At 68.1% G+C, this 24,833-nt stretch carries 18 protein-coding genes; 3 read left to right on the top strand and 15 right to left on the bottom strand.

Going from position 1 to position 24,833, the window contains the following annotated elements; translation table 11 throughout:
- Nucleotides 1-9: 9 nt before the first annotated feature.
- The 8 genes from VM221_08295 to VM221_08260 all read right to left on the bottom strand — a co-directional run bounded on the left by VM221_08295 (nt 10) and on the right by VM221_08260 (nt 8,904).
- Nucleotides 10-1,416 carry a sulfatase gene (locus VM221_08295; protein HUT74819.1) on the bottom strand — a complete coding sequence of 469 codons (1,407 nt, stop codon included), beginning with the start codon at nt 1,414-1,416 and terminating at the stop codon, nt 10-12.
- Nucleotides 1,417-1,722: 306 nt separating this feature from the next.
- A complete protein-coding gene (locus VM221_08290) occupies nt 1,723-2,598 on the bottom strand; it encodes a methylenetetrahydrofolate reductase (protein ID HUT74818.1) in 876 nt (291 codons plus the stop codon).
- A gap of 179 nt (nt 2,599-2,777) precedes the next feature.
- Nucleotides 2,778-3,623, bottom strand: coding sequence for a class I SAM-dependent methyltransferase (locus tag VM221_08285; protein ID HUT74817.1), 846 nt, complete (start codon nt 3,621-3,623; stop codon nt 2,778-2,780).
- Between the two features lie 85 nt (nt 3,624-3,708).
- On the bottom strand, nt 3,709-4,476 hold the full coding sequence (locus VM221_08280; GenBank protein ID HUT74816.1) for a methyltransferase domain-containing protein: 768 nt from the start codon (nt 4,474-4,476) through the stop codon (nt 3,709-3,711).
- A 104-nt stretch (nt 4,477-4,580) separates the two neighbouring features.
- The gene (locus VM221_08275; protein ID HUT74815.1) at nt 4,581-5,195 is read right to left on the bottom strand and encodes an ANTAR domain-containing protein; all 615 of its coding nucleotides are present in this window, start codon (nt 5,193-5,195) and stop codon (nt 4,581-4,583) included.
- Nucleotides 5,164-6,633: a sensor histidine kinase gene (locus VM221_08270; protein ID HUT74814.1), complete on the bottom strand. Its 1,470-nt coding sequence runs from the start codon at nt 6,631-6,633 to the stop codon at nt 5,164-5,166. Before VM221_08270 ends, VM221_08275 begins: the two co-directional genes overlap by 32 nt.
- A gap of 233 nt (nt 6,634-6,866) precedes the next feature.
- Nucleotides 6,867-7,043: a hypothetical protein gene (locus tag VM221_08265; protein HUT74813.1), complete on the bottom strand. Its 177-nt coding sequence runs from the start codon at nt 7,041-7,043 to the stop codon at nt 6,867-6,869.
- 28 nt (nt 7,044-7,071) lie between these two features.
- The gene (locus tag VM221_08260; GenBank protein ID HUT74812.1) at nt 7,072-8,904 is read right to left on the bottom strand and encodes a PIG-L family deacetylase; all 1,833 of its coding nucleotides are present in this window, start codon (nt 8,902-8,904) and stop codon (nt 7,072-7,074) included.
- Between the two features lie 190 nt (nt 8,905-9,094).
- Here VM221_08260 and VM221_08255 point away from each other — a divergent pair, with 190 nt between their 5' ends.
- Entirely contained in the window at nt 9,095-12,895 is a 3,801-nt protein-coding gene (locus VM221_08255; GenBank protein ID HUT74811.1) for a glycoside hydrolase family 38 C-terminal domain-containing protein, read from the top strand.
- A gap of 162 nt (nt 12,896-13,057) precedes the next feature.
- Nucleotides 13,058-13,801 (top strand): sugar phosphate isomerase/epimerase, encoded by a 744-nt coding sequence (locus VM221_08250; protein HUT74810.1) that lies wholly within the window; start codon nt 13,058-13,060, stop codon nt 13,799-13,801.
- Between the two features lie 57 nt (nt 13,802-13,858).
- Here VM221_08250 and VM221_08245 read toward each other — a convergent pair whose 3' ends face one another.
- The 4 genes from VM221_08245 to VM221_08230 form a co-directional block, all read right to left on the bottom strand.
- The gene (locus VM221_08245) at nt 13,859-14,113 is read right to left on the bottom strand and encodes a hypothetical protein (GenBank protein ID HUT74809.1); all 255 of its coding nucleotides are present in this window, start codon (nt 14,111-14,113) and stop codon (nt 13,859-13,861) included.
- Nucleotides 14,110-15,294, bottom strand: a complete 1,185-nt coding sequence (locus VM221_08240; GenBank protein ID HUT74808.1) for an amidohydrolase family protein — start codon at nt 15,292-15,294, stop codon at nt 14,110-14,112. The genes VM221_08245 and VM221_08240 overlap by 4 nt, the downstream gene beginning before the upstream one ends.
- Before the next feature lie 132 nt (nt 15,295-15,426).
- The gene (locus VM221_08235) at nt 15,427-16,350 is read right to left on the bottom strand and encodes an aldo/keto reductase (protein HUT74807.1); all 924 of its coding nucleotides are present in this window, start codon (nt 16,348-16,350) and stop codon (nt 15,427-15,429) included.
- On the bottom strand, nt 16,351-17,136 hold the full coding sequence (locus VM221_08230; GenBank protein ID HUT74806.1) for an SDR family oxidoreductase: 786 nt from the start codon (nt 17,134-17,136) through the stop codon (nt 16,351-16,353).
- Between the two features lie 337 nt (nt 17,137-17,473).
- Between VM221_08230 and VM221_08225 the strand changes: the two genes are divergently transcribed.
- On the top strand, nt 17,474-20,491 hold the full coding sequence (locus VM221_08225) for a glycoside hydrolase domain-containing protein (GenBank protein HUT74805.1): 3,018 nt from the start codon (nt 17,474-17,476) through the stop codon (nt 20,489-20,491).
- A gap of 56 nt (nt 20,492-20,547) precedes the next feature.
- Here VM221_08225 and VM221_08220 read toward each other — a convergent pair whose 3' ends face one another.
- From VM221_08220 to VM221_08210, 3 genes are all read right to left on the bottom strand, one after another.
- Nucleotides 20,548-21,342, bottom strand: coding sequence for an aldolase/citrate lyase family protein (locus VM221_08220; protein HUT74804.1), 795 nt, complete (start codon nt 21,340-21,342; stop codon nt 20,548-20,550).
- Between the two features lie 23 nt (nt 21,343-21,365).
- Nucleotides 21,366-22,337: a Gfo/Idh/MocA family oxidoreductase gene (locus tag VM221_08215; protein ID HUT74803.1), complete on the bottom strand. Its 972-nt coding sequence runs from the start codon at nt 22,335-22,337 to the stop codon at nt 21,366-21,368.
- A gap of 81 nt (nt 22,338-22,418) precedes the next feature.
- Nucleotides 22,419-24,743, bottom strand: coding sequence for an aminotransferase class III-fold pyridoxal phosphate-dependent enzyme (locus VM221_08210; GenBank protein HUT74802.1), 2,325 nt, complete (start codon nt 24,741-24,743; stop codon nt 22,419-22,421).
- Nucleotides 24,744-24,833: the final 90 nt, after the last annotated feature.

Here is a 24,833-nt window from a genome sequence, read left to right as displayed (position 1 = left end):
CGGACCGCGTTACAGCTCTGCCTGGTGCGGCTCGTCGCCAACCTCCTGTTGCAGATGCCGCAGCTCCCGGCGCAGCTCCTTCACTACCTCGGTGCAGCCGGCATCGTGATACATGTTGTCTAGCTCGTGCGGGTCCTTGTCAAGGTCGAACAGCTCCCACTCCGGCTCTCTGGGATCGTCCACCGCCCCGGGTTGTCCGCACGCGTCGCCGTAGTAATAGATGAGCTTGTGGCGCAGGGTGCGCAGCCCGTAGTGGGCGGCGACACGGTGATGGCCGAGGTGCATCCAGTAGCGGTAGTACATCGCGTGCCGCCAGTCCGCCACATGCTCGCCCCTCAGCAGAGGACGGAAGCTGCGACCCTGCATATCGTCCGGCGCATCTACGCCTGCGAGATCGAGAAACGTGGGCGCGAAGTCCACGTTGAGCACGATGTCGCCGCGAGCGGAGCCGGGGGCGATCTCGGGCGGATAGCGCACCAGCAACGGCATCCGCAGCGATTCCTCGTACATGAAGCGCTTGTCGTACCAGCCATGATCGCCCAGGAAGAAGCCTTGGTCGGAGGTGTAAACCACGACCGTGCTCTCGCTCAGCCCATCGGCGTCAAGGAAGTCGAGCATGCGCCCCACGTTGTCGTCGATCGCCGCCACGCAGCGCAGGTAATCTTTGATATAGCGTTGATACTTCCAGCGCTTCTCCTGGTGCGGCGTCAGGCCGTGGGGAACGGGCTGCTTCAGATCCTCGTCCACCAGGTCGCGCTCTATCCGCATCTGTGCCTCCGCCGCCGCCCGGGCCCGGTTGCGGTAATCGTCATCAAGGGTCTCCGGCTCGGGGATGGCCGCGTTCTCGTACATCGTAGCGTGCTCGGCATCCGGCTCCCAAGCGCGATGCGGCGCCTTGTGATGGCAGAGAAGCATGAACGGCCTTGCCGGGTCGCGCTCCCTCAGCCAGCGCAAGGAGAAATCCGTGATCAGGTCCGTGGCGTAGCCGGGAAACGTCTTCTCGCGGCCCATGTCGATCATCACCGGGTCGTGGTAGAGGCCCTGTCCGGGCAGGACGTTCCAGTAGTCGAAGCCGGTGGGCTGGTGGGCCTTCCCCTCCCCCAGGTGCCACTTGCCGATGACCGCCGTCTGATAGCCGGCCCGCTGCAGCAGCTTGGGGAAGGTCAGCAAGCGATTATCCATCCTGGTGGTCAGGGTGGTGACGCGGTTGACGTGATTGTAGGTACCGGTGAGGATGGCGGCCCGACTTGGCGTGCAGATGGAGTTCGTGCAAAAGCAGTTGTCGAAGCGCATGCCATCGTGCGCGATGCGGTCGATGTTCGGCGTCTCGTTGATGCGACTGTCGTAGCAGCTCATCGCGTGCGAGGCATGATCATCGGACATGATATAGAGGATGTTCGGCCTGCTGACGCTCATCGAGTTGCCCCTTGCCGGTGGCGGCGGTCGCCGCAGCGGGCGATGAGCCTGCCGACGGCTTGCGCCTTCTGGCGGCGAATGGTGGAGACGACGGGCAGCGCCAGGTTCAGCTCGCATAGCCCCGCCCCGCGGGGGGGTGGGGTGTTGGACTTCATTGCCCGTCGTCGGGCGCGCCGGAGGCGCAATCGCGCCTGCAACATGATAGCGCCGGGCCGCGCTGTGTCAAGCCCCCGCCTTCAAGCCCTCGCCTGCCCGCGTGCCTGGCGGACCTCGCCCGACGGCGCGAGACCAGCAACCGTTTGGGGGTCAGCCGCGCAGTTGGCGCCAGAGCGTTCGCACCGGCTCGACGCGGTTGAGACAGTAGAAGTGAATCCCCGGCGCGCCGCGGCGCAGCAGGTCCTCGCACTGTTCGCGGGCGTACTGCGCGCCGCGCCGCGTGGTTGCCTGCGGATCCGCGCGCAAGGAGGCGAAGGTGTCGTGGATGGCCTCGCAGATGTAGGCCCCGCAGCGCGACGCAAAGGTCAGCAGCTTGTCGTAGTCGGTGATGGGCAGCACCCCGGGGATGATTCTGACGTTGATCCCGGCGCGCGCGCTACGCTCCAGGTACTCGGAATAGACCTCGTTGTCGAAGAAGAACTGGGTGACCACGAACTCGGCGCCGTGATCGAGCTTGAGCTTGAGGTGCTCGGTGTCGAGCTCCTTGGTCGGGCAGTCGGGGTGCCCCTCGGGGAAGCCGGCAACGCCGATGCTGAAGAAGTCGCCGCCGATGTCGCGGATGAGGTCAATCAACTCGTAGCAAAACTCGAGGCCGCCCGCGACCTGGCGGAACCGCCCGCCCATGGCGGCCGGGGGATCGCCGCGCAGGGCCAGGATATTGCGAATGCCGTCGGCCTGCAGGCCGCGGATGATGCCGGCCAGCTCCTCCCGGGTCTGGTTGACGAGCGTCAGGTGATGCATGACCGTGAGGTCGAGGCGATGGCGGAGCTGGTTGACGAGGTCGCGGGTGCGGTTGCTGGTGGAGCCGCCGGCGCCGTAGGTGACGGAGACGTAGTCCGGCCCCAGCTCCGCCAGCGTCGCCGCGTCTCGATGCAGCGTCTCCAGCGCCTTCGGGGTCTGCGGCGGAAAGAACTCGAGCGAGAACGTGCGCTCCTTGGCGGTGAAGACATCGCTGAGCTTTCGCATCTGTTTTCCCGCAGCGGAGCGCAGACCGGCGCAACGTCAGTCACCGACCGGCCCGACTTCAGATTCCGCACCGCCCTCATTTGCCCCGCGGCGTCGCAGCCCTACCTGTCAGCGAAATGGGCAACTGTGCCCGGCTTCCCGCGGTCTCCCCGGGTGCCTTCCGGGAGCTACTGCCAAATTCACTCGCCGGCATGACGAGTCCTTGGGGGCGCCACGTCGGCGGCGAGGAGGGCGGCCTCGGCGGTGTCGTGGTCCTGTTTCCTCGCCATGAATATCATGCGCGGAGAACTGTGGGTGAGCGGCTGACGGTCGTAATCTCCGAACACCTCAATGCTCCCGAAGCCGACCGCCCGGAGCATCTTGCGCATCTGCCCTTCGGTCACCCAGGTATAGCTGTCCACGAAGACGTAGTGGTCCTCGTGGCCATCCGGCTGTTCCTCAATGTAGGTGTGTTCCACGGTCACGCGCTGGCATGGCTTGTCAATCGAGAGCTTTCGATTGAGCTCCTGGGTCATCCTGCCGGTGTACGATGATACGCCGCGTCTCACGCTGTCGGTTACCCCTACGGTCTGGTTCAACATCATGCGGGCCGGGATCAGGTCAACGATCAGCGACCCGCCAGGCAGGAGATGCTGGTGAATGCACGAGAGGCAGCCCGCCTGCTTTGGTCTGGTGTGCAGATGGAAGAAGGAAGCCTGTGGGATCAGCACGAGGGCGGTAGGTTCCTCCAGAATGAAAGCGCTCATGTCCGCCTCCAGCAGTCGAATACGCGCCCGGACCTCCGACGGCTCCCGGCTCAGCTTCTCCTTTGCGATCTCAAGCATTTCGGCAGAGATATCGAGGCCGACAACCTGGAATCCCGCCCGTGCCAGCGGTATGGTAATGCGGCCGGTACCGCAGGCCAACTCGAGTATCGGTGCGCGGGCCGCATTGATGTAGAACGGGATGTCCTCTACACGACCCTCGTAGGTCCAGTCGTAGAAGCGGGCGAAGTCACGGGCCAGATAGGCAGTTTCGCGGTCCATATTGATATCCCCGGCTTTCCGTACCGGCCGCGCGCCGGCCAGCGCCGGACAGCTGCGAGTACCCTTGGTTGCCTCTGCCCTCTGGCTAGGCCGGCCTCCTCGCGCCGACAATCGCCTCTCCCATCTCCTGCCAGATGACATCAACCGGTTCGAATCCGCACTGACGCAATGCAGAAACATGGAATTGACGAGGCTGACCGTCTTCGCTGCCTTCCCAGTATTCGGTCGCCTTTCTCACTGCCAGCATCTCAGAATCACCCAAGTCGCGCGCCAGCTCATTCCAGAACCCATCCCAGTCGTCCGCGGATGCGGCGGAGAACGCGGCCTCTCGCGCGGTGGAGAGCATCTGGCGGTAGCGTTCCTGGAGGCCGGGGGCATCGCTGGCAATGTGGTCGGAGTTCATGAACCAGCCACCCGGCTTCAGTGCTCGGAAAACGCATTGGTACAATTCGGCGAGGCTGTGTCGGCCGAGCCAATGGAGCGTGGTCGCCGAAACCACCAGCTCGAAGCGGCCTTCGCATGATCGCCACCAGTCAGTTTGCCGCACGTCCCTGTTCAGAAACTGGACTTGCACCTCCGTCTGCTCCGCCACGTGCTGCCCGATTTCGAGCAACACCGGGTCGAGATCTACCGCCACCACGCGAGCGTTTGGGTGATGCCGAAAGGCGTGGAAGGCCAGCGACCCGGGCCCGCAGCCAAGGTCGAGGATATGCACCTCGTCCTCGGGGCCAAGCTGTGGAAACTGGAAGATGAGGTCGAAACGACGACGACGCTGCGGGACATAACAGTCCTGCATTCTCTGCCAGCGTTCGAACCAGCAGCGCCAGTCCAGCTTGGCCGCTTCACGTCCCATGGACCCGACCTCCCTCGCAGGCTCTCTGCGCCCCTGCAGGTCGCCCCGATACCTCGCAGCCAAGACGGCTGCGTCACCGTCTTCCGGAACGCGCGCCGGGTGCCCTACTTCGTCCCCTCCGCCACATCCGCGGCGAGGATGATAGCTTCCGCGATCTCGCGCATCGACTTGCGGCGGTTCATGCTCTCCTGCTGGAGGCGGCGAAATGCATCCTTCTCCGACAGCCCGTGCGCGTCCATCAGGATGCCCTTGGCGCGCTCGACGAGCTTGCGCGTCTCCAGGGTCTCCTGGAGATCGCCGACCTGGCGCCGCAGCACCGCCAGCTCTTCGTAGCGGCTGCGCGCGATCTCCAGCGCGGGCAGGAGGTCGCGCTCCTCGAACGGCTTGGTGACATACCCGAAGACGCCGGCCTCGCGCGCGCGCGCGACCAGCTCGGCCTGCCCGTAGGCGGTGAGCAACACCACCGGGCAAATCTGCTCCGCGATGATCACCCCCGCGGCCTCAATCCCATCCATGCCCGCCTCCCGACCGGCGGGCGAGTCCGGCATCTTGATGTCCACAATGGCGATGTCAGGCCGCTGCGCCCGCGCCTGGGTCACGGCCTCCTCGCCGCTGGAGGCCTCCGCCACTACCTCGTGGCCGGCCGCGATCAGCATCTCCCGCAAGTCCATGCGGATGACCGACTCGTCATCGGCGATCAGCGCTCGCAGCCTGTTCATTCCTCTCCTCCACCTGCGTCCAGGGGACGGTCATACGGGCCCACGTGCCGTTGTCGCTGCCCATCTCGAAACGCCCTTTGAGGTCCTGCGTCACCAGCATGTGCACGATCTGCAGCCCCAGGTTGGGGCTCGCATCGAGCGAGAAAAGCGCCGGCAGACCCACGCCGTCGTCGCGCAGCTCCAGCACCAACACCTCCCCCTCCCTTCGCAGCGCCAGGCTCACGTGTCCCCGGTCCCGACCGCGAAAGGCATGCTCCACGGCATTCAATGCAAGCTCGTTGAGCGCCAGTGCCAGGGGAGTGGCGCGGTCGGCGCGGATGGACACGTGCGGCCCGCTGACGTCAACCCGCACCTCCGCGGCATGGCGGCCCTCACGCGCCGCCTGCAGGAGGCTCGCCCCCAGCTCCTTGAGGTCCACCGCCTCGGTGCCTTCGCGGCTGAGGAAATCGTGGACGGTGGCGATACTCAGGATGCGGCTGACGCTCTCGCGCAGCGCGCGGCGGGTGACCTCGCTCGCGGCGCGGCGCAGTTGCAGCCGCAGCAGGCTGGCGATGGTCTGCAAGTTGTTCTTGACCCGGTGATGGATCTCCTGCACCACCGCCGCCTTGACCAGGCGCTGGCGCTCGCGCCGCCGCAGGTCGGTGACATCGCACACGACCGCCAACTGCCCGCCCGCGCGCCCGTGGTGGCTCAAGGGTATCACCCGCTTGATGATGACCGCGTCGCGGATCTGGATCTCGTGCTCGCTGTGGATGCGAAAGCGATGGGTCTTGAGCACCACCGCCCCCGCCAGCTCGCGTTCGTCCAGGCGCAGCCCCGCCACCCGCGGCAGGCCGAGCTTCCGGTAAATGGCGCGCGCCCGCGCGTCGGCGTAGATGATGCTGCCCGCGGCGTCATAGACGACGATTCCGTCGCCGGCGTGAATGAGCTTCTCCATGCTGGCGGCATCAATCGCGTCGGCAAAGATCATGGTCGCCAGCACCGCGGCGGCCTCGCGTAGCGCGTCGTTGGGGCGCCGCGCCGGACGGCGGTAGTAGGCGCTGCGGTGCATATCGAGCACGGCGACGATCTTGCCGGCGCGATTGCGCATCGGCGTCACTCGCTCCTCGACCGGGACGCCGGCGATTAGCAGACCGTCGAGCTCGCGCGACGGGCGGCCGCGGTGGAGACTGCGCCATACAGGCGACCCCCGTTCGGCGGCGATGACGTCCCCCCGGCGGTTGCGCGGATAGAGGGAGTGGGCGGTCGAGGGCTGCCCGTGCGCCGCCACGACCACGCGCCCCGGGCGCTCAGTGGGGCACAAGATCAGCAGGTCCGCGTGGGCAAGGTCTGCTGCCACCTGAAGGTCGCCGGCGGCGCGATCGAGCAGGCGCCGGTCGGCGGCCGACAGGTAGGTCGCGCTGGTTTCCGCGGTCTGGGTGGAGTCGCAGGTCGGCATGGGGCGACGCCTCACCGGGGATTCTATCAAATCCCTCCCCGCTTGACCAGACGCGGCGCCGCGCGCGAGGGGATAGTTCCCCGTCGCCCAGGGCAGCGCCCACGCCCGGGGCGGAAAGGAACTGTCCCCTCCAGCCATGTCGCTGATGGTGGAGCGCGAACTGCGCGCGGGGAGACGAGCTGGTGGTGGCGGCGGTCGGGGAGCCGTTCGTGGCCCAGGATGCGCCGGCTTCGCTAGAATGCCGGTGGTGGGGGCGGCAGCTCCACCAGGTACACCGCGCCGAGGTCATTGTCCCCCTGGACGACGGTCACCGTGTCGGAGAAGGTCTGGTAGCCGTCGGCGCCGACTGAGCGCTCCAAGGCCCCCGGGGGAACGACCGCGATAAACTCGCCCGCGTCGTCAACGCGCACGATGATGGAGCCGATGCGGACAATCGCATCAGTGGCCGCCAGGCCGGTGGTGCGGTCGAGGACGATACCCGAGACGGTCGCCGTGGGGGTATCGGTGCGCGCGAGCGGAACCTGACCGCTCGACCCGCAACCTCCGACAATGACGATGAACAGCGCCAGAAGCAGCGCGCCCACAACCCGATTCGTAACCCAACGCAGCACGTTGGCGCACCTCCACACTGTAGCACGCGGCAATCCCTCGTGGGAGCAAGAAGCGTGCCACTTCGCACCCATTCGCGCTGCCTGATTCGGCTGCCGGCACTGGCCTGCCGGGTTGCGATGCCCGCCGGGAGCGATGACCAGACGCCGAGCGCGACCGGGACGCAGACAGGCGGCAAGTGGACGTGCGTCGTCCCCGTCGTTCGCCGTCCTCATTGCTCACGGTGCGGGGGGCGGCGGTCGGCCGCAGCCGCACCACGCCCGCCACCGCTGCCTCGGCGACGCGATCGCGCGTGCTCCCCCAACACGTAATCAGGAACTCCTCGCGGTCGAGAGCGCCAGGCGCCAGCGGGACGGCAGGGATCTCGAGGAGGCGGGGCCCGTGCGCCCCCACCGTAACGGGTCCGCCGGAGGCCGCGACCGCACCCACGTGCTTGACGTGTCCGCGGCCGTCGGCGCGCAGGTAAATGGTGGTGATGAGCGGAGCGCCCTGTTGGTCCCAACTCCTGATATCGAGACCGATGACGGCGTGGTCATTGATGCGGCCGGGGGCGGTACCCAGCCGCACCGCCAGGGTCTGGTGGTGCGAGGCCTCCAGGCGCAGCCGTGTCACCTGGGCTCCGCCGAGCCCGCGATGGCGGGTGTTCGGGTGGTTCCAGACGTATGCTCCGCCGGGCTCGAGGTTCACCGGGCGGAGCAGCTCGAACGCTTCGTTGGCTCGGGCGAACCTCAGCAGCAGGCGGGCGAGCCCGGGGCCCTGGGACCGATAGCTGCGGATGGCTTTGAGCTTGCGGCGCGCGATCTCGGGCGCGAGGGACAGGCGCTGCCATTGCGAGCCGAGGCCGGACAGAGCGGGGGGCGGAAGCAGCGCGAGCTTGGTCGCCGCCCGCGCCGGCTGCGGGAAGCGAGGCCAGTGCACGAGATAACCGTAAACCGGGGTCATCGCCGCCCACTTGGCCCCGCGCATCGCCGCCGTCGTCAGCGCGTAGCGCACAAAGCAGCACGTCGCCCAGTGATCGGGGTGGGCGTCTTGCGGCGCGGTGACGAAGACGACGGTGGGCCGCACCTGGTGCAGCACCGCCATCAACTCCGCCAGCACTTGCTGCCCGCAATAGGGGGCGCCGGGGGTGAAGGCGTTGTCATACGGGCAGAAGGAGGCGTCGGTGCGCGACGAGCGATAGAGGTCGGTGTAGCGCCAGTGCTCGGGCTGCCAGAGGGCCGCCAAGCCGTTGTTCGGGAAGCCGAGGAAATGGACCTGCTTGGCGGGCAACCCGAGGCCGGACAGCGCGCGCAGGCTTTCTTTCCGCCGCGCCTGCCCCAGCTCGATGAAGGCGCGCGGCCCGAACGGCAACTCCTTCTCGCCGAAGATGACGGCCAGCTCCGAGGCATCGCCGTTGGTCATCAGCACCACGTGCACTTCGGCGCCTGCTTGCAGGGCCGCTTGGATCAACCCACCGCAGCCCAGTGCCTCGTCGTCGGGGTGCGGCGCCACGATCAGCACGCGGTCGCCCGGGCGCGGGAGACTCATCTCGGCGACGAACCCGGAGCCGTGCAGGGTCCGCCTCCAGGCCAAGTAGCCGCTCACCTGCCCCCACGCCAGGGCTGCAAGTCCGATGACGACCGGCAGGAGCAACCACCGGCGGCGCCGTATCCACCTAACCATGCTGCGTCCTGATCGCTCGCTCCCCGAGACCTCGCGACCGTCGGCAGCAGGATACATCATCGCGTGAGGCCGGTCAAGCAAGCAGCTCGCGCGGTCGCCCGATGCCGCGCGGAGGGCCATCATCACTCGCCGGGCGGCGGGCCGGCCGCTGCGAGTCGCCGCCCGGAGTACGGCAAAGGAACAACCGAGCATGCCGCACACAGGACTCATCTACCTCGTCCCCCACTTCCACTACGACCCGGTGTGGAAGGAGGATCAGCGCACCTACACCGCCCGCGCCTTCGATCTGATCGCCGCCTATCTGGAGCTCGCGCGCAGTGATCCCTCCTTCCAGCTCCTGCTGTCGGAGCTGGACTACCTGCAGCCTTACTGGAACGCCTTTCCACAGCAGCGCGCGTTCCTGCGCCGACTGATCGCCGATGGGCGCCTGGAGGTCAACGGCGGTTACAACCAGCCCAACGAGACCTCTATCCACGGCGAAGCCTTGCTGCGCAACCTCGTGTACGGGCGCACGTTCCAGCGCGGCGTCCTGGGCATCGCCCCGCAGGCTTACCTGCCGCTCGACGTCTTCGGCCATTGCCCGCAACTGCCGCAGATCCTGCGCCAGGTGGGCTTCGGCGCCTGCATCTTCTCCAAGGACATCATCGGCGCCGAGCCCCTGTGCCGCGCGATCGCGCTTGACGGCTCCGAGGTTATCCAGAAACGCGAGCCGTACTGGTTCTACCCGCAGTCGTGGCAGGACCTGCTCGACCGCCTCGGGCCGCAGGGTGACGAGGGGGCGGTGCAGCCGGAGATCCCCGGCCTCGGGGTTGATATGCGGCTGGTCGGGGGGGACATGAGACCGCCGCTGGAGTGGCTGGCGGGGCGCCCGGAGGAGCTGCGCGCGCACACCCCCGAGCTGCGGGTGGGGCTGCCCGGCGAATACCTGGAGATGGTGGCGGAACGCCTGGCGCGCGGGGAGGCGATACTCCCCGCCAGCTCGCGCGACCTTGCCATGTACCACGCGGGCGTCAACGTCTCGCGCATCGAACTGAAGATCGCCAACCGCTTGGCCGAGAACGCCCTCTACGCCGCCGAGTGCTGGTGCGCGATCGCGTGGGCGCTGGGCGCGGACTATCCCCATCGCCCGCTGGACAAGGCCTGGCGCGGGCTCATGTTCGGACACCACCACGATGCCATCACCGGCGTCTCCTCTGACATTCCTTTCCTCGACCTGATGGCCACATACCGGGAGACCCTCGACCTCGCCCACCAGGTGCACGTTGACGCGCTGGGGGCGTTGGCGGGGCTGGCGGATACCGCGCCGGCCCGGGACGAGGCGCTGTTTGCCCTGGTACTCTTCAACCCTCTGCCGTGGGCACGCACCGACGTCTGCCGCGCGCGCCTGAGGTTCGACCCGCCGGTGCACGGATTCGGCCTGCACGAGGCCGGACGCAGGCAGGTCCCGTGCCAGCTGCTCTCGGAACGACGCGAAGGCGACCGCGTGGCGGAGGCGGAGATCGCGTTCATCGCGACCGATGTGCCGCCCGTGGGGTACGTCGTTTATCACGTCGCGCCGGCCGCCCGCGCGCCCCGCGGCGGCGAGCGACGCGAGGCCGACCGCGGCGTGATCGCCAACGAGCACTATAGCGTCACCGCAGTGGCGCCGGCGGGCGGCGGCCTCATTTCCATCCTCGACAACCGGGCCAAGCGACAACTGCTCGACCTCTCCCGCGGGCACCCCGGCAACGAGATCGCGGTGCTGGGCGAACAGGCCGACCGCGAGGAGCCGCCGTGGCACGTGTTCACCACCGGCGAGCAGGCGTTCTCGAAGGACGAGCCGGCCGCTGTCTGGGTCGAGCGGGGACCGGTCATGGAGCGGATCATCGTCCGCGGCGGCGCCGCTGACTGCGCCGGCCGCGATCAGGAGATCGCGGTTTATCGCGGCGTGGACCGCATTGACTTCACCACCGATCTGCGCGCCTATCGCGGTCAGCACCAACTCTTCGCCGCCACCTTTCCGCTGGCCCTGGAGGGGTGCGCGCCCGTGTTCGAGGAGCGCTTCGGGGCCGTCGCGCGGCGCCGCAGCGCCGGCTATCTCGACTACCGCACCTACCGCCAGCAGGCGATGTCCGGCTGCGCCCTGCTGCCCGCGCAGAACTGGGTCGAGCTCGGCAACTGCCTGCGCATCACCGCCCGCCCGGCGAGGGGGCGCCCCGAGGTGAGCTTCTCCGTTGGCTACGCCGCCATCATCACCGGCGGCAGCACCGAGTCGCGGCTGCTGGGCGAGCGGCTCATGCGCATCCTCGCGCGCTGTGGCGTCACCGCCGGCGCCTTCACCGATGACGCCGGCCTTGAAGCTGACCGGCCATACAGCACGTTCCGGTTCTCCCTGTCCGTGGGCCGCGACAACGCCCACGCGCACCGGCTGCTGGAGGCCGCGCCGCCGGCGGTCGCCGCCCAAGCGGACAAGGCGATCCAGCGCTCGGGCTATGCGTTCGTCGTGACCGTGGACCCGGCGGGGGAGCGGGACCCCGAGGGCGCGCCCGCAGTGCCGGGGTGGGACCGGCTCCTGCCGGCGCTGCTGGTGATCGCGCGCGACGCGCAGGCCGGCGCCGCCGCCGTCGCCGAGTTGGAGAAGGATATCACCGACGGCGTGATTTCGCTGCCGTCGCACAGCAATGCGGTGGCGGACGAGCAGCCGCGCGCCGACGACTACGGCGTGGCCCTCATCAACTGCGGCAACATCGGCGCCAGCGTCGAGGCCGACGGCACGGCGGTCCTCACCCTCATGCACACCACGGCGTGGCCGGGTCTGCCCTGGGGCGAGGGCAAGCTCGCGCCCTTCTTCGTGCCGGAGCACAAGGATCATCGCTTCCGCTATGCGCTGTACGCCCACGGCGGCGATTGGCGGCGGGGCGAAACCACCCGCCGCGCGTGTGAGTTCAACCAGCCGCTGACGGTGGTAGCGTGCGCGCCTGCCGAGGGGCAGTTGCCCGCGCGCCACAGCTTCCTCTCCGTAGAACCGGGCAATGTGTTCCTCAGCGCCCTCAAGCCGCGGGGGAATCCGCTGGCCATGGGCGCGCGGCGTGATCCCGCCGCGGCGGAGTCGCTGATCGCCCGCATCTACGAGGGCCACGGCGAGGCGGCGCGCGCGCAGTTGTCCACGCCCTTCACCATCACCGACGCCTGGCGGGTCAACGCCTTGGAGGAGCGCACGGCGCCGATCCACGTCGGCGGCGACGGGGTGGCGCTCGACCTCGCGCCGTGCAAGATCGAGACCTTGGAGCTGGCGGTGCAGCGGCAGGCGCTGCTGACCGGGGCGCGCCTCGGGCCGCAGCGCGAGCCGCTCCAGCCCTGCCACACGCGCTACTGGGAGCATAACCTGGGGCCGGCGCCGATGGGCAACCAGCCGGTGTCGGTAACCATGCGCGGCGCGCCGCCGATGGGTGCCACCACGCGCTTCGGCCTCGCCGTCGCCAGCGCCCTGGCGGACCGCGAGGCCGCGGGCATGGTGCGCCTGTCGGTGCCTGCGGGGTGGACGATCACGCCCGCCCAGGTGCCGTTCCGACTGGCGCCCGGCGGCGAGCAGGACTACGAGGTGGCGGTCATCATCCCGGGCGACGCGCAGCCCGCCTATATCCGCGCCGAGGTCGAGTTCGAGGGACAGCTCTACCAGGAGGTCCTACCAGTCGGCGACCTGCACCCGGTGGAGGCGTCCGCGCGCCGCGTGGAGGATCGCATCGAGGTCACCTTGCGCAACCCCAACCCCGACGCGGTGCAGGGGCGGGTGGATGTCATCACTCCGCTGGAGACGTGGGGCGCGGCGGTCGGCGAGTTCGCGCTGGCCGAGGTGCGGCCGGCCGCACAAGGCTTCGCGTTGGCGCCGGGCGGCGAGACCGCGTTGACGTTCGAGGTCGTGCCCGGCGCCGACGGCGATGCGCCCGACCTGTGGGCCTATGCCCGCGTCGCCAGCTATGGGCACGTGCAGTATCTGCGCTGTATCCGCTAGCGAAGCGGCTAGGTCTGAAGACCGTCGTGGCGGCCCGCAGGGCCTAGCCGCTTCGCGCGCCTCCGGCGAGCGGGGCGTCCTGCGACCCATTCGACGAGCTCAAGGCAAGCAGTAGGGATGAACGACGGAGCGAATTCGCAGCTACCGCTGGAGGGAAACGCGATGAGGATTGGCGTCGCTGACTACGGGATGAACGTGTGGGAGGGTGGGGACTTCGATTCGGAGCAGCGTTGGGCCGGACTGAAGGCCATCGGCTACGACGGCGTCGAGCGGCTGCGCGCGATCGGCGCGGAGGAGGCGATGCACAAGGCTGCGCGCGCGCGCCGAATAGGGATGGATTTCGCCACTTGCCTCGGCCCCACTGCCGAGACCTCCATTCAGTGGACCGCGGCGCTGGGCAAGTCCTACGTGTGGACGAATGTCACCGGCAAGGACTTCGATACCTTCTGCCGCCAGGTGAACGTTCAGGCCGCAGCATGTGCGCGATGGGGCATTCGCGCCGGCCTCCACAACCACCTCGGGACCGCGGTCGAGACCCAGCCCCAGTTGGAGCAGTTCCTCGCGCGCTGTCCGGGATGCGGGCTCATCCTTGATACCGCTCACCTCGCGGCGGCGGAGGGCGACCCCATCGCCATCATCGAGGAGCACGCGCAGCGCCTGGTGGCGGTGCATGTGAAGGACTGGCTGGTGGTCAACCCCGACATCGGGCTCGACCGGTGGCCGGAGCGCGGCCGCTTCTGCGAGCTGGGCGCGGGCAATATCGGCCTCGACAACTCGGCGGTCATGCGCGCGCTGGGGCGCGCGGGCTACGACGGCTGGGTCTTTGTCGAGCAGGACACGCACCTGCAAGACCCGCTGGCCGACCTCGCCATCAGCAGGGAGTACCTGCGCGCGGCGGGGCGCTAGTGCTGCGCCAAGATTGACACGTTGTAGTATCAGGGGCGAAACTCGGTCCCGCCTAAGCTAATGGAGTAATACTGGCGGCACGCGGCGCGTGATGTTTCTTCCGGGGGGACAAACAGCTATCTGGCAGTCCAGCCCCCGTGGGCCGACGCGCCATTTCGGCGCGGGCGCGGGATCAAAGCGCCTGACGAAGCCGCGGTCATCCACCGCATTCTCGGGCGCCCGCAGGCGCCAGATTCCTGCTGCTCCCGGCAGCGCGATGTCCACCGCGGGCTGCGACCGGTCGGGAGCGATCACCGGCGTATGCGCGCTCATTCGTCCCCGCTCCGGCTGTACGCGACCCGGCCGGCAACGATGGTGTGCAGCAGCTCCAGCTCCGGGGACAGAATGATGAGGTCGGCGTCCCTGCCCACCGCGATCTCGCCCTTGTTGAGGCCCATCAGGCGGGCGGGCGTGGTCGAGCACAGGCGGCTGGCAGTGGCGAGGTCCTTGCCGAACAGGCGCACGGCATTGCGGAGGCTATCAATCGGCGTCAGGGCGCTGCCCGCCAGTCCCATGCCGCGATCCGCCAGGCGTACGCCGTGATTGGGGCCGTCAACGACGATATCGCCCCACCTGGGGGTCGTGTAGCGCCCCGGCGGCAGGCCCGCGCCGTAGTTGCTGTCGGTGACGAATGCAACCCTGGCGGGCGTCTTGCAGCGCAGCGTGATCTCAACCAGATGGGGATGGACGTGGGTGCCGTCGCCGATAATCTCGCACCCGACGCGGTCCTCGATCAGCAGGTAGTCGGTGAGGCCGGACGGGTACACCCCCGGATCGGGGTCGGTGAGGTCGGGCAGCGGAAACACGTCATAGAAATGGGTCACCAATCCGGCGCCGGCGTCCACGGCGGCCCGGGCCTGCCGGACGGTGCACCCGGTGTGGGCGATGCTGCAGAGGATGCCGCGGCCCGCCAGCCGGCGGATGGCGTCAGGGGCTCCCGGCAGCTCGGGCGAGATGTCCCAGATCCTGATATGGTCGCCGCCGGCCTCGAGCAAGGTCTCGGTAGTGCCACTGGTTATGGGCGCCAGGTCGTCGCTCACTCCGGCGCCGGTATTGGCGAGGTAGGGCGACTCGAGGCGGAACCCGCCCACCTGGGGCACGTCCCGCAGCTCGTTCGTCTCGCGGCGGTGGCGAGCCATGAGCTCCGCCGTCGCCTGGGGCGCACCGAAGAAGCCGGGAAAGAAGGTGGTGGCCCCCCGCTCGGCCTCGAGGCGGGCGAAGTCGAGCAGGGCGCCCTGCTCGAGGGATTCGCGGCACATCCCGTGCATGTGCAGGTCAATTATCCCCGGCAGCACATAGGCGCCGGCAGCATCAATTACGGTTTTGGCTTGTAGGCCGGGGGCGATCTCGCGGATACCCCCGCCCTCGATCAGCACGTCAGTCCGCGCCGGTTCCCCGGCGGGCGGCAAGACCGCCCCATTGCGAATCACCAGGCTGCCCTGCGCGCCGCGCATGATGGCCGCCTTTCCCCCCGGGCACCGCCGGACCGCTAGCCGGGGCATTTGCACTCTGCATCGGATCCGAGCGCATATGAATGATCCGGGCTCCGCGCGCCGGTTCCCGGCGGTGGGCGTCGGCGCGCCCGCTCAGACGTTCTGCCATCGGTTGGGCATCAGCAGGTCGTCCGGCAGCTCGGGCACCGCCCTGCCGATAGCGGCGCAAAGAGCGGGGGCGAGCGGGCCGCGCTCGATCAGCGTCAGGTTCTCGCGCAGTTGCTCGACGGACTCCATACCGATCACGACGCAGGTGACCCCGTCGAGGCTGAGAACGTAACGCGCAGCCAGCTCCGCCAGGCTCATGCCGGCCTCGCGCGCCAAGGCCTCCAGCTCGCGGCGCACGGGGATTGCGGCCTCCAGGCAGGACGGAATCTCCCGCTCCGACATCAGCAGCGACCCCTGCAAGTAGATGCTGCGCGCGAAGACCGCCACCCCACGGCGCCGCGCCTCGGTCAGGATCCCCGCGCGCGCAAAACGGTGATCGAGCAGGCTGGCCGGCAGCTGCACCGCCTCCGCCAGGCCCGAGCCGATGATGGCGGCGGTTGCCTTTGGCGTCATGACCGACGCGCCAACGTGCCGCACCAGCCCCTTCTCCTTCAGCCGGAGCAGGTGCTCGATGCAGCGGAAATCATGCTCGCGGTGGAACAGGCACAGCGGCAGCGCCTCCAGCCGCAGCGCCCGCAGGGAGCCGGCTACCGACCCCTCGATCTTCTCCCGCGCCGCTGCGTCGGAGAAGGTCCGATCCTCGACCGGGCGGATCTTGGTGGCCACCGTCATCCGGTCGGCGAGGCCGAGCTCCGCTAGCGCCTGACCCAGAACCTGCTCGCTCGCGCCGTAGGCTGCCGCGGTGTCGAAGCAGGTTACGCCGCCCTCATAAGCGCAGGCGATGATGTCGCGAGCGACCTCGTAGGATGGCTGCCCGGCGCGGTTGGCGATGCCGTAGGGCATGCCGAGTTGAACCGTGCCCAGCATGAGCCGGGAGAGGGCCAGGTCGTCAAGTCGCGCGGTGAGCATCTATTTCGCCGTGTAGCCACCATCCACCATGATGTTGGCGCCGGTGACATAGAGTGAGGCATCGGAGGCGAGAAAGACGATGACGCCCATGAGGTCGGTGTCGTCGGCCAGCCGCCCCAGGAAGGTGTGGTCGCCGTACTGGCGGACGAAGGTTTCCGGCTGCGTGGGGCTGCGCAGGCCGCCGGGGCAGACGCAGTTGCACCTTACCCCGCGAGGGCCGTAGTAGCTGCCAACCAGGCGCGTGAAGTTGATCATTCCCGCCTTGTGGAAGCAGTAGTCCGCGCCCCAGCCACTCATGTCGGTGCCGCGGTAGTTGGTGGGGTCGGGGCCGACCACACCGTAGATCGAGCTGATGTTGATGATGGAGCCGGCGCGCTGCTCGGCCATGATGTCGCCGAACGCGCGGGTGATGACGAAGAGGCCGGTGGCATTGACGCGCATGCTCTCGGCGAAGGTGGAGGCGTCGTCAAGGTAACCCGCTTTCATGGGGCGGGTGACGGCGTTGTTGACCAGCACGTCAATGCGGCCGGCGCGGCGCATGAGCTCGTCCCGCAAGGCAAGGATGGAGCCCTCGTCGCCCTGGTCGTATTGCAGAGCGGTGACGTCGGCGCCCGCCTTGCGGTGCTCGGCCGCGACCTTCTCCAGGGCCTCCAGGTTGCGCGAGGCGATGAAGGTGCGCGCGCCCGCCTCCGCTATCGCGGCCACGATCTGGCGGCCGTAGAGCCCGGCGCCGCCCGTGACCAGCGCCACCTTGCCCGCGAGAGAAAACCGATCGAGCACGCCCATCGTCGTCACCTCCTCAGCTTGCCGAACTCCGCTAGCGCCCCTCGGGGGATGAGCATTTCAGTCCCGCCTTCCGGGCAAACGTGCAAACCACCCAGTGCGGTGAACACCTGTCGCTTGGCTGTACGCTCCGACACTTTGGGCTGAGCCGGGCTCGCAATGCACGGCGCTCCCGGTGCCGCAGATGTGCAGCTTGGCCGGCGCGCCCAATGAAGATTGACCGTTCGCCAAGGCCGCCAGCCTTACCTCTGCGCTGCGCCGCCAATGGCAGGAGTCGCTCTGCCGCGGAAGGAAATCCACCTGCGGACGCCGCGCGTGAAGCACCAGAGGCAATCAACCAATGCTTGAGCACGTAGTCGTTTCACAAGCCGAAATGGACGCCTGGCCCGTGGATCAGCAGCGCTCGGGCGAGAAGCGGTGGGCGGAGATCGCCTGGGGCGGCGACAAACCCGGCCGCCGCAAGTTGTTCAACTGGAACATCTGGCCGTGCCGGATAGTCTTCGCAGTGAGCCGGGCGGGCGACGTGGCGCGCGGCGAAGCGGTCTGGCGCAGGTCCAGCCGCTCCATTCGCATGAAAGGCCTCAAGCTTCTCAGCGCCGCGACCAAGGAAGAGATCGCCGACGCGCGCCTGCTGCACTACGATCAGGAGCGCGTAGTCATCGAGTTCCGGCCCGTGGCCGGCCCCGGAGTATATCATCTGTACTACGGCGCGGCGGAGCCCGCTTTCTTCGAGCCGTCGCGGTCGTGGCTGCTAGCCGCCGAGACGAGCGTCGCGCCAGTTGCGGCGGCAGCGAAGCGTATCGAGGCGCGCTGCGCGCTCGACAGCTTCTATCCGATGGAGACGATTGCGCTCAAGTCGGAGGTTGACGATCTGCTGGCGCGCTTTCCATGCGCTTCTTACCTGGTGTTCCCCGAGGACCGGGACCACCCCATCAAACTCAACCTGGAGATCCCAGCGCACTGGGCGCGACAAGGTCCCCGAACTGAAATCGAGCTCGCCGCGGACCGCAACGAGTATCGCGTCTTCGAGCTTGGCATCTGGGCGTGTCGGCAGGGCGCGCCGGACCTCACGGTCACCTGCACTGATCTGCGCTCCGAACACGGCGTGATCCCGGGCGCGCGCATCCAGTGCCTGACCTTGGAGTCGAGGAGCAAGGCGGCCTACGTGCGGAATCCCGCGGGCCCGTTCGCACTGCCGAAAGGACAGGTGCGGGCGCTGTGGTTCGGCGTGGATATCCCTGAAGATGCCGCCGGCGGCGCGTACACCGGGGCGGTCACGGTGCAACCTGCGGGTTTGCCCGCGACCAGCGTGCCCATCCGCTTGCGGATATCCGAGGCCGTGGTTGCGGACCAGGGGGATCACGAGCTTTGGCGGCTCAGCCGTTTGCGTTGGCTCGACAGCAGCATCGGGCTGTCGGGAGGGGTCTATCCGCCCTTCGCTCCGCTGCGGATCTCGCAGGAGGGGCGAGCCATATCCACCTGGGGGCATACTTTGGCACTCAATGCCTGCGGCCTGCCGGAGAGGCTCACCTGCGGGGGCGAGGACATCCTGGCCGCGCCGATCACGCTCACCGGCAATTGTGGCGGCGCGCAGTTGGCGCTGCATGACGGCGCGTTCGAGATCACGCAGGCGACCGACGCGCGAGTCGCCTGGCGCGGCGCTGCCAACGCTGGTGCGCTGAAGCTCGCCGTTGACGGCTGGATGGAGTTCGATGGTTGCGCGGTGATCACGCTGCGGCTTGATGCCAAGGATCTTTGCGCGGTGAGCGATCTGGCGCTCAGTGTGTCATGGCGCAGACGGCACGCCGAGCTGGCGTCCGGCATGGGTTACCGGGGGCGGCGGGATGGTGATCGCGCTTGGCGTAAGATCGCGCGCCACGCGGAATGCTTCACCCCTGACTTGTGGCTGGGATCCGTGGACGCGGGGCTGGGCTGGATGACGTGGGACACGGTTCCGTGGCAGGACGTATCACGGGTGGATGCCGCCACCGTCACTGAGAACGACGACGAGGTCGTGCTGCGCCTGAACCTGGGCGCGCACGACCTGGGGCCGGCAGCGACGTGGCAAATGACGTTCGCATTGCGCCCGACTCCGGTGAAACCACCGGACCCGCGTCATTGGGATTTCCGCTACCTGCACCGGGGCGGGGGATTCGAGCCTTCTGATGAGGACACCCCGCAGAGCTATCTGCGCGACAACTGCCTGCGGCTTGATGAAGTAAAGTCGTTGGGAGTCAAGCGCCTTAACTTGCATGATTGGTGGGGACCGGCGTTCAACTACCCCTGGCAGTGGGAGGGACCGGACAACCTGTCACGGCTGACGGCGGAGGCGCACAAGCGCGGCATCTTGGTCAAGGTCTACAACTCGGGGCGTGAATTGTCCACGCTGGCGCCCGAGTTTTGGGCGTTGGTATATGAAGGTTTTCGGTTTCCCGATGCGGATGACCCGAACCCGCGGTTGCGCTTCCAGGATGCCTGGCATGAGAATCACCTGCCCGACGGATTGCCCCCGGGCTGGCCGCGCTTGCACCGCGACCTGGGCAACGAGCACACGGTGGGGATGGCTAATGATAAGCGCACTGGAAACTTCTATCTCGAGGCCATGCGCTACATGACGCGGCACTTCGGCACCGATGGCGCGTATTGGGACGGCGCCGACGGTTCGACGCTGGCGCACCGCGAGATGGCCAAGCGACTGTGGACCATCTTCCAGGAGACGCAGCCCGCGGCGACGATCGACGCGCATCACGGCGACACGTTGCTTGATTCGCCCATCACGACCTACATGTTGTGCCTACCTTTCACCGATAGCATCTGGCACGGCGAAGGTTTCCCCTACGATGCTTTCGACCCCTGGGCGTGGTTGGTGGAGATCTCGGGGGTGCCCTTTGGCGTGCCCTCGGAGATGCTGTCGAAGGAGCAGTACTTCGCCCGCGGAATGCTGTTCGGCATTTGGCCGCGCATGGGCTGGGGGGCGGGCACTGACCGCCAGCAGGCGCTGTGGCGATTTTTCGACCGCTTCGGGATCAAAGACGCGCGAATGTGCGGATGGTGGCAACGGCCGGCCGCCGTGGTCGTGGATCGCCCCGAGACACTGGTGACCGCCTTCTGCCATCCATCGAACGGCGCCCTGCTGGCAATCGCCACCTGGCATCCGCCCTTGGCTGTGTGGCTGGAGCAGAAATTGGATGTCTCGCTGCAACTCGATCGGCCCGCGATGGGCCTACCGCCGGCGGCATTGCAGACGACGGATGTCTTGACCGGCGAAGACGTTGACATCGCTTGTCCGGTTGAGATCTCCACCGACCTCTCCGGCCGGCTGCTGTGGGTGCGGGCCGCCGCAAACAGCTCGCAGTGACGCGACCAGCGCCACCTTGCCCGCGAGAGAAAACCGATCGCGCACGCCCATCGTCGTCACCTGCTCAGCTTGCCGAACTCCGCTGCCAGCCCCTTGCAGTACGCGCTCAGGCCGAGCACGTCCGCGCCCATGGTGACGAACCGGTAACCCATGTCAACCAGCTCGCGCAGGGTGGCCGGCGTGCCGGGTGTGCCGGCGATCTTACCCTCACCTTGGCACACTCGCGCGATCCGCCGGCGAGTTTCCGCGATCAGGGGGTGGTCCCACTGCCCGGGCGCGCCGATGCCCTGGCTGAAGTCGCCGGGGCCGAAGAAGATGATGTCAATCCCCTCCACTGCGGCGATGGCCTCCAGATCAGCCAGGGGCTCGGGGTCCTCGATCTGAACCGCCACGAAGCGCTGCTCGTTGGCTTGGCGCATGTAGTCGGCGAGGTCGAGGTTGCAGTACGCGCCATCGGCGTTGCCGCCGTCAACCGGCCGGCGCCCGAGCGGGTGGAAGCGAGTCATCCGCACCACTTGCCGGGCGTCCGCCAGGCTCATGACGTGCGGCACCATGATCCCCGCCGCGTCCAGTTCCAACGGCCGCACGTAGTCGCTGTAGCTGCCGCGCGCCACCCGCACGACCACGTCGAGATCGTAGGCCTTGGCCGCCCAGACCTGCTTCTCTATCAGCGACCAGTCGTTGGCGATGTGCTCCAGATCCGCCCACACGCAGTCGAAGCCGGCCAGGCCCACGATCTCCACCGGCCGCGCGTCGGCGAAGTTGACCTTGAAGCAGCTCACCACCTCGCCCGCGCGCAGCTTGCGCAGGACGCGGCTGGGGCGCATACGGAGCGGAATCGCCTCGGACATTCGAGCCTCCTTGCCGGCGCCGGCTACGCCGGCATAATTTCGGCCAGCCCCACCTCGCGCCCGCCTTCCTCGCGGCTGCGGATGCCGGCGATGACGAGCTTCATCAGCTCCTGGGTCTCCGCGAACGGAAACGGGAGCTCACCTGTACGCAGGTACTCGATAAAGGCCGCTAGCTGCGCCTTGAAGGAATGGAACGTGTCACCGGCGGTGACCTGCGCGTGGCCGGCGGTGCCGCACAACTGCAGCGCCCCGAAGGCGCCGAGCATGTCGCCGATGCTCGCCACCACCGCGTCCGCGCCACGGTGGTGTTTGAGATGTACGATATTGCGGTCGCGGGTCCCGGCATTGCGCGCCGAGATGAACCCCGGCCCGAAAATGGGGTAGATCCCCTCCAGGGCGTGGATGCCGTAGCGCTCCCAGGTCTTGGCCATGGTGATACACGCGAATCTGAGCGCTCCCAACTCATGGGTGGAGACTCGGTACGGCATATACTCCTTGCAGTAGCGCATGCAGCTCGACGACATGATGGGCGCGCCCTGTGCCACCCACTCGCTGAAGGTCGCCAGGTCCTGCTCGTTGTCCACCAGCGGTTTGTCCACGAAGATCGGCAGACCGGCCTCCACGAATGGCCGGCACCGCGCCACGTGCTCGTGGCCCTTGTCGGTGGCGATGATGACCGCGTCCACCTGCCCGATCACGTCCTGCGGGCGCGCGGCGATGTTGGGGATGAGCGACGCCTTCGCCACCAGCGGGGCCTGCGCCGGGTCATCGGTCCAAACGTGAGTCACCCGGGCGCCGGGGATCTGAAGCGTGTCCTTGGGTTGCTTGCCCAAGTAGGCGGCGATGGCCGGGTAGGGGCACTTCGCCATCTCCCCCGGATCGTAGCCGTTGAAGATGGCGCTCCAAGAGTAGGGATGTCCGTTGCCGTCCACCATGCCCAGCATGGCCAGGCGGATGTGCTCGCGCTCCAACCAGGGTTTCGCGGTCGCCGACATGACTGCCGTCTCCTTCGCCGCTCAATACCTGCCGTGCTGCTCCACTAGGTCGCTATCGGCGATCATGCGTATTGGCCACTCCTAGTCCACCAAACGCGAAAAGACGCTGTGCGCCACCGGGCCCTTGAGCCGGGCCTTGACCTCCCCCGTCGTCAGGGCGGCCGCGATCTCGGCGAACACCTCATCTATGGCCTCGCCGTAAAGCCCGACGATTTCATCCGTATGCGCCAGCGTCGGGTAGATGCTCGTTCCCGCCAGAAAGCCCCGCTCCAGCATGAGCTGCGTGTAGAGGGTGCGCAGCTCCGGGGCCAGCTCGTGGTCGAAGGCGAACCGGGCCAGGCACGGGTAGCCGCCGTCCACCGTTACCGGCAGGCGGTGCTTGTCGGCATGGGCCCGCCAGAGCGCCTGCACCTGGCCGCCGACGCGCGCCACATGCGCCGGCGCGTCTACCTGCCGCAGCTTGTGCACGGTCGCCAGCGCTGCCGCCGGGCCGACGCCCTCGGTCCAGTAGGTGCTGCTGATGAACGACTCGTGAGCGCCCGCCATCGCTTCGCGGGTGCCGATAACCGCGCCGATGGGGTGGCCATTGCCCAAGGCCTTGGCGAAGATGGCCGCATCCGGGTTGACCCCCAAGCGCAGGTGAGCGCCGCCGAAGTGCAGGCGCCAGCCGATGCTGATCTCGTCGAAAACCAGCAGCGCCCCCGCGCGGTGTGCGCTCTCCCGCACGAACTCCAGGAATCCCGGCTCCGGGTCGGCGTGGCGACAGGGCTCCATGATCACCGCCGCCAGCCGGTCGCCGTGCGCATCGAGGATCGCCTGCAGGTCCTCGCGCTGATTGTATCTGAAGGTCAAGGTGGTGCCGCGCAGCTCGGCGGGGACGCCCGTGGGAGACAGTCCCGGCAGCAGATGTCCTCGCAGGGCATCGGTCTCGCCCAGGTTGGCGGCGAGATACCAGTCGTGCCATCCGCTATAGCCGCAGACGGCGATGAGCGAGCGGCCGGTGGTGGCGCGGGCGATGCGCGCCGCCATGGCGCAGCTTTCGCCGCCGCAGCGGGCGAAACGCACCTGCTCGGCCCAGGGGTGAATCTCGCACAGCAGGTCGGCGAGCTCCACCTCCTCCGGCGGGTTGAGGGAGGACATGCTGCCCAGGTTGATGCGCCGCCGCACCGCGCGCGTGACCTCGGGGTCGCGGAAGCCCAGCAGGCACGCCCCGACGCTGTTGGTGGACATGTCGTAGTAGCGGCGGCCGTCGAGGTCCCATGTCTCGCAGCCGCGCGCCTCGCGGAAATAGGCGGGCCACTGCTCGGGCGCCATCATCTCCGGGCGCTTGCTCACGAGCTGGGTGCCGCCGGGGAGGCGCTGCTTGGCGTGGCGATAAAGGTCCTGGGTGACGGCGCGAGACTGCTGCTTCAACCCGAGCAGGCGCAAGGCGTTGTCGGCGAAGATGTCCTGAAGGTCCGCTGCATTGAGGCCCAAATCGTCTGCCGCCTCTGCCAGTGCGCGCAGGGATTCCAGCCCCGCCAGGATGGGCTCGCACGAGGGGATCAGCTTGTCCCACACCAGCGTGTCGTGCTGCAGCCACGCGAAGCCGTCGCCCAAGGTCACGCAGCGGCCGCGAATTTCGGACACCGGGAAATCGCTGCCCCACAGCAGCCGGCGCGGGCCGAACTCGGTGAGGATGGCCGCGAGCGCGGTCGCCTCGCAGATTCCGGAGCTGTCGAACCACACGTTCTCCAGCCCCCGCAAGGCGGGCAGCCCCTGCACCGTGTTGGGCGCATGAAAGCCGCGCGCGGCATGGGCCAGCAGCACCTTGGCCCGCGGGTACTTAAGGCAGTGCTCGCGCAGCTCGCGCGCGTTGTCGGGGTCGGCCAGGGCGCGGCTCCTTACCAGGTGCACCAGGATGACGAGGCCGCGCTCGTCCGCCAGCTCCCAGGCCCACTGCGGCAGGTAGGCGCCCAGTGCCGCGTCGAAAGTCGGCGTCTCCTTACTGAGCGTGTGGTAGGGCTTGAAACCCGCGAACTGGGGGTGATCGAGACATGCGGCCACGGTGGCGGGCGACCAGTCGGGGGAGATGATGACCAGCCCGCGGCTGTGGGGAAGCGTCTCGCACTGCTCCAGGACGAAGGAGTTCTCGCGTGCCAGGCTCGCCAGCTGCGCCACCGTCGGTATGCCCGCGAACAGCGCCCCCACCAGGCGACCCTCCCCCACCTGCCGGCCGACGTGCTCCCGCCATACCTGCGCAGTGGCGACCTCGGGCCCCGTCGTCCACAGGTCGGGCGGCGATACCTTCAGGCTGGCGCGCCGGTAGAGGTGCGCGTGGGCATCGAGCATCCGCTCCGGCAGGCGGAGTCGCAAGTCCTCGGCGATTCTGTCATCGGTGTCGCCGTAGGTCCAATCGCCCTGCATGCTTGATCTCCCGTCGCCCGCGGAGCCCTCCATCCGTGCGCGAACGGCGGGCACAACCCGCGGCGAGGTTGGCGGCCCTTCTTGTCCGCA

The organism is Armatimonadota bacterium (assembly GCA_035527535.1).
GTDB lineage: Bacteria > Armatimonadota > Hebobacteria.
Note: the sequence above shows the minus strand (reverse complement) of the source record. Positions and strands in the feature narration are given on the sequence as shown.

Coding starts and splice junctions, on each gene's coding strand:
- VM221_08210 (HUT74802.1), bottom strand. CDS start 24,743: ATGCAGGGCGATTGGACCTACGGCGACACCGATGACAGAATCGCCGAG.
- VM221_08295 (HUT74819.1), bottom strand. CDS start 1,416: ATGAGCGTCAGCAGGCCGAACATCCTCTATATCATGTCCGATGATCAT.
- VM221_08240 (HUT74808.1), bottom strand. CDS start 15,294: ATGCGCGGCGCGCAGGGCAGCCTGGTGATTCGCAATGGGGCGGTCTTG.
- VM221_08220 (HUT74804.1), bottom strand. CDS start 21,342: ATGTCCGAGGCGATTCCGCTCCGTATGCGCCCCAGCCGCGTCCTGCGC.
- VM221_08245 (HUT74809.1), bottom strand. CDS start 14,113: ATGAGCGCGCATACGCCGGTGATCGCTCCCGACCGGTCGCAGCCCGCG.
- VM221_08290 (HUT74818.1), bottom strand. CDS start 2,598: ATGCGAAAGCTCAGCGATGTCTTCACCGCCAAGGAGCGCACGTTCTCG.
- VM221_08280 (HUT74816.1), bottom strand. CDS start 4,476: ATGGGACGTGAAGCGGCCAAGCTGGACTGGCGCTGCTGGTTCGAACGC.
- VM221_08260 (HUT74812.1), bottom strand. CDS start 8,904: ATGGTTAGGTGGATACGGCGCCGCCGGTGGTTGCTCCTGCCGGTCGTC.
- VM221_08230 (HUT74806.1), bottom strand. CDS start 17,136: ATGGGCGTGCTCGATCGGTTTTCTCTCGCGGGCAAGGTGGCGCTGGTC.
- VM221_08215 (HUT74803.1), bottom strand. CDS start 22,337: ATGTCGGCGACCGCGAAACCCTGGTTGGAGCGCGAGCACATCCGCCTG.
- VM221_08250 (HUT74810.1), top strand. CDS start 13,058: ATGAGGATTGGCGTCGCTGACTACGGGATGAACGTGTGGGAGGGTGGG.
- VM221_08270 (HUT74814.1), bottom strand. CDS start 6,633: ATGCCGACCTGCGACTCCACCCAGACCGCGGAAACCAGCGCGACCTAC.
- VM221_08225 (HUT74805.1), top strand. CDS start 17,474: ATGCTTGAGCACGTAGTCGTTTCACAAGCCGAAATGGACGCCTGGCCC.
- VM221_08235 (HUT74807.1), bottom strand. CDS start 16,350: ATGCTCACCGCGCGACTTGACGACCTGGCCCTCTCCCGGCTCATGCTG.
- VM221_08255 (HUT74811.1), top strand. CDS start 9,095: ATGCCGCACACAGGACTCATCTACCTCGTCCCCCACTTCCACTACGAC.
- VM221_08285 (HUT74817.1), bottom strand. CDS start 3,623: ATGGACCGCGAAACTGCCTATCTGGCCCGTGACTTCGCCCGCTTCTAC.
- VM221_08275 (HUT74815.1), bottom strand. CDS start 5,195: ATGAACAGGCTGCGAGCGCTGATCGCCGATGACGAGTCGGTCATCCGC.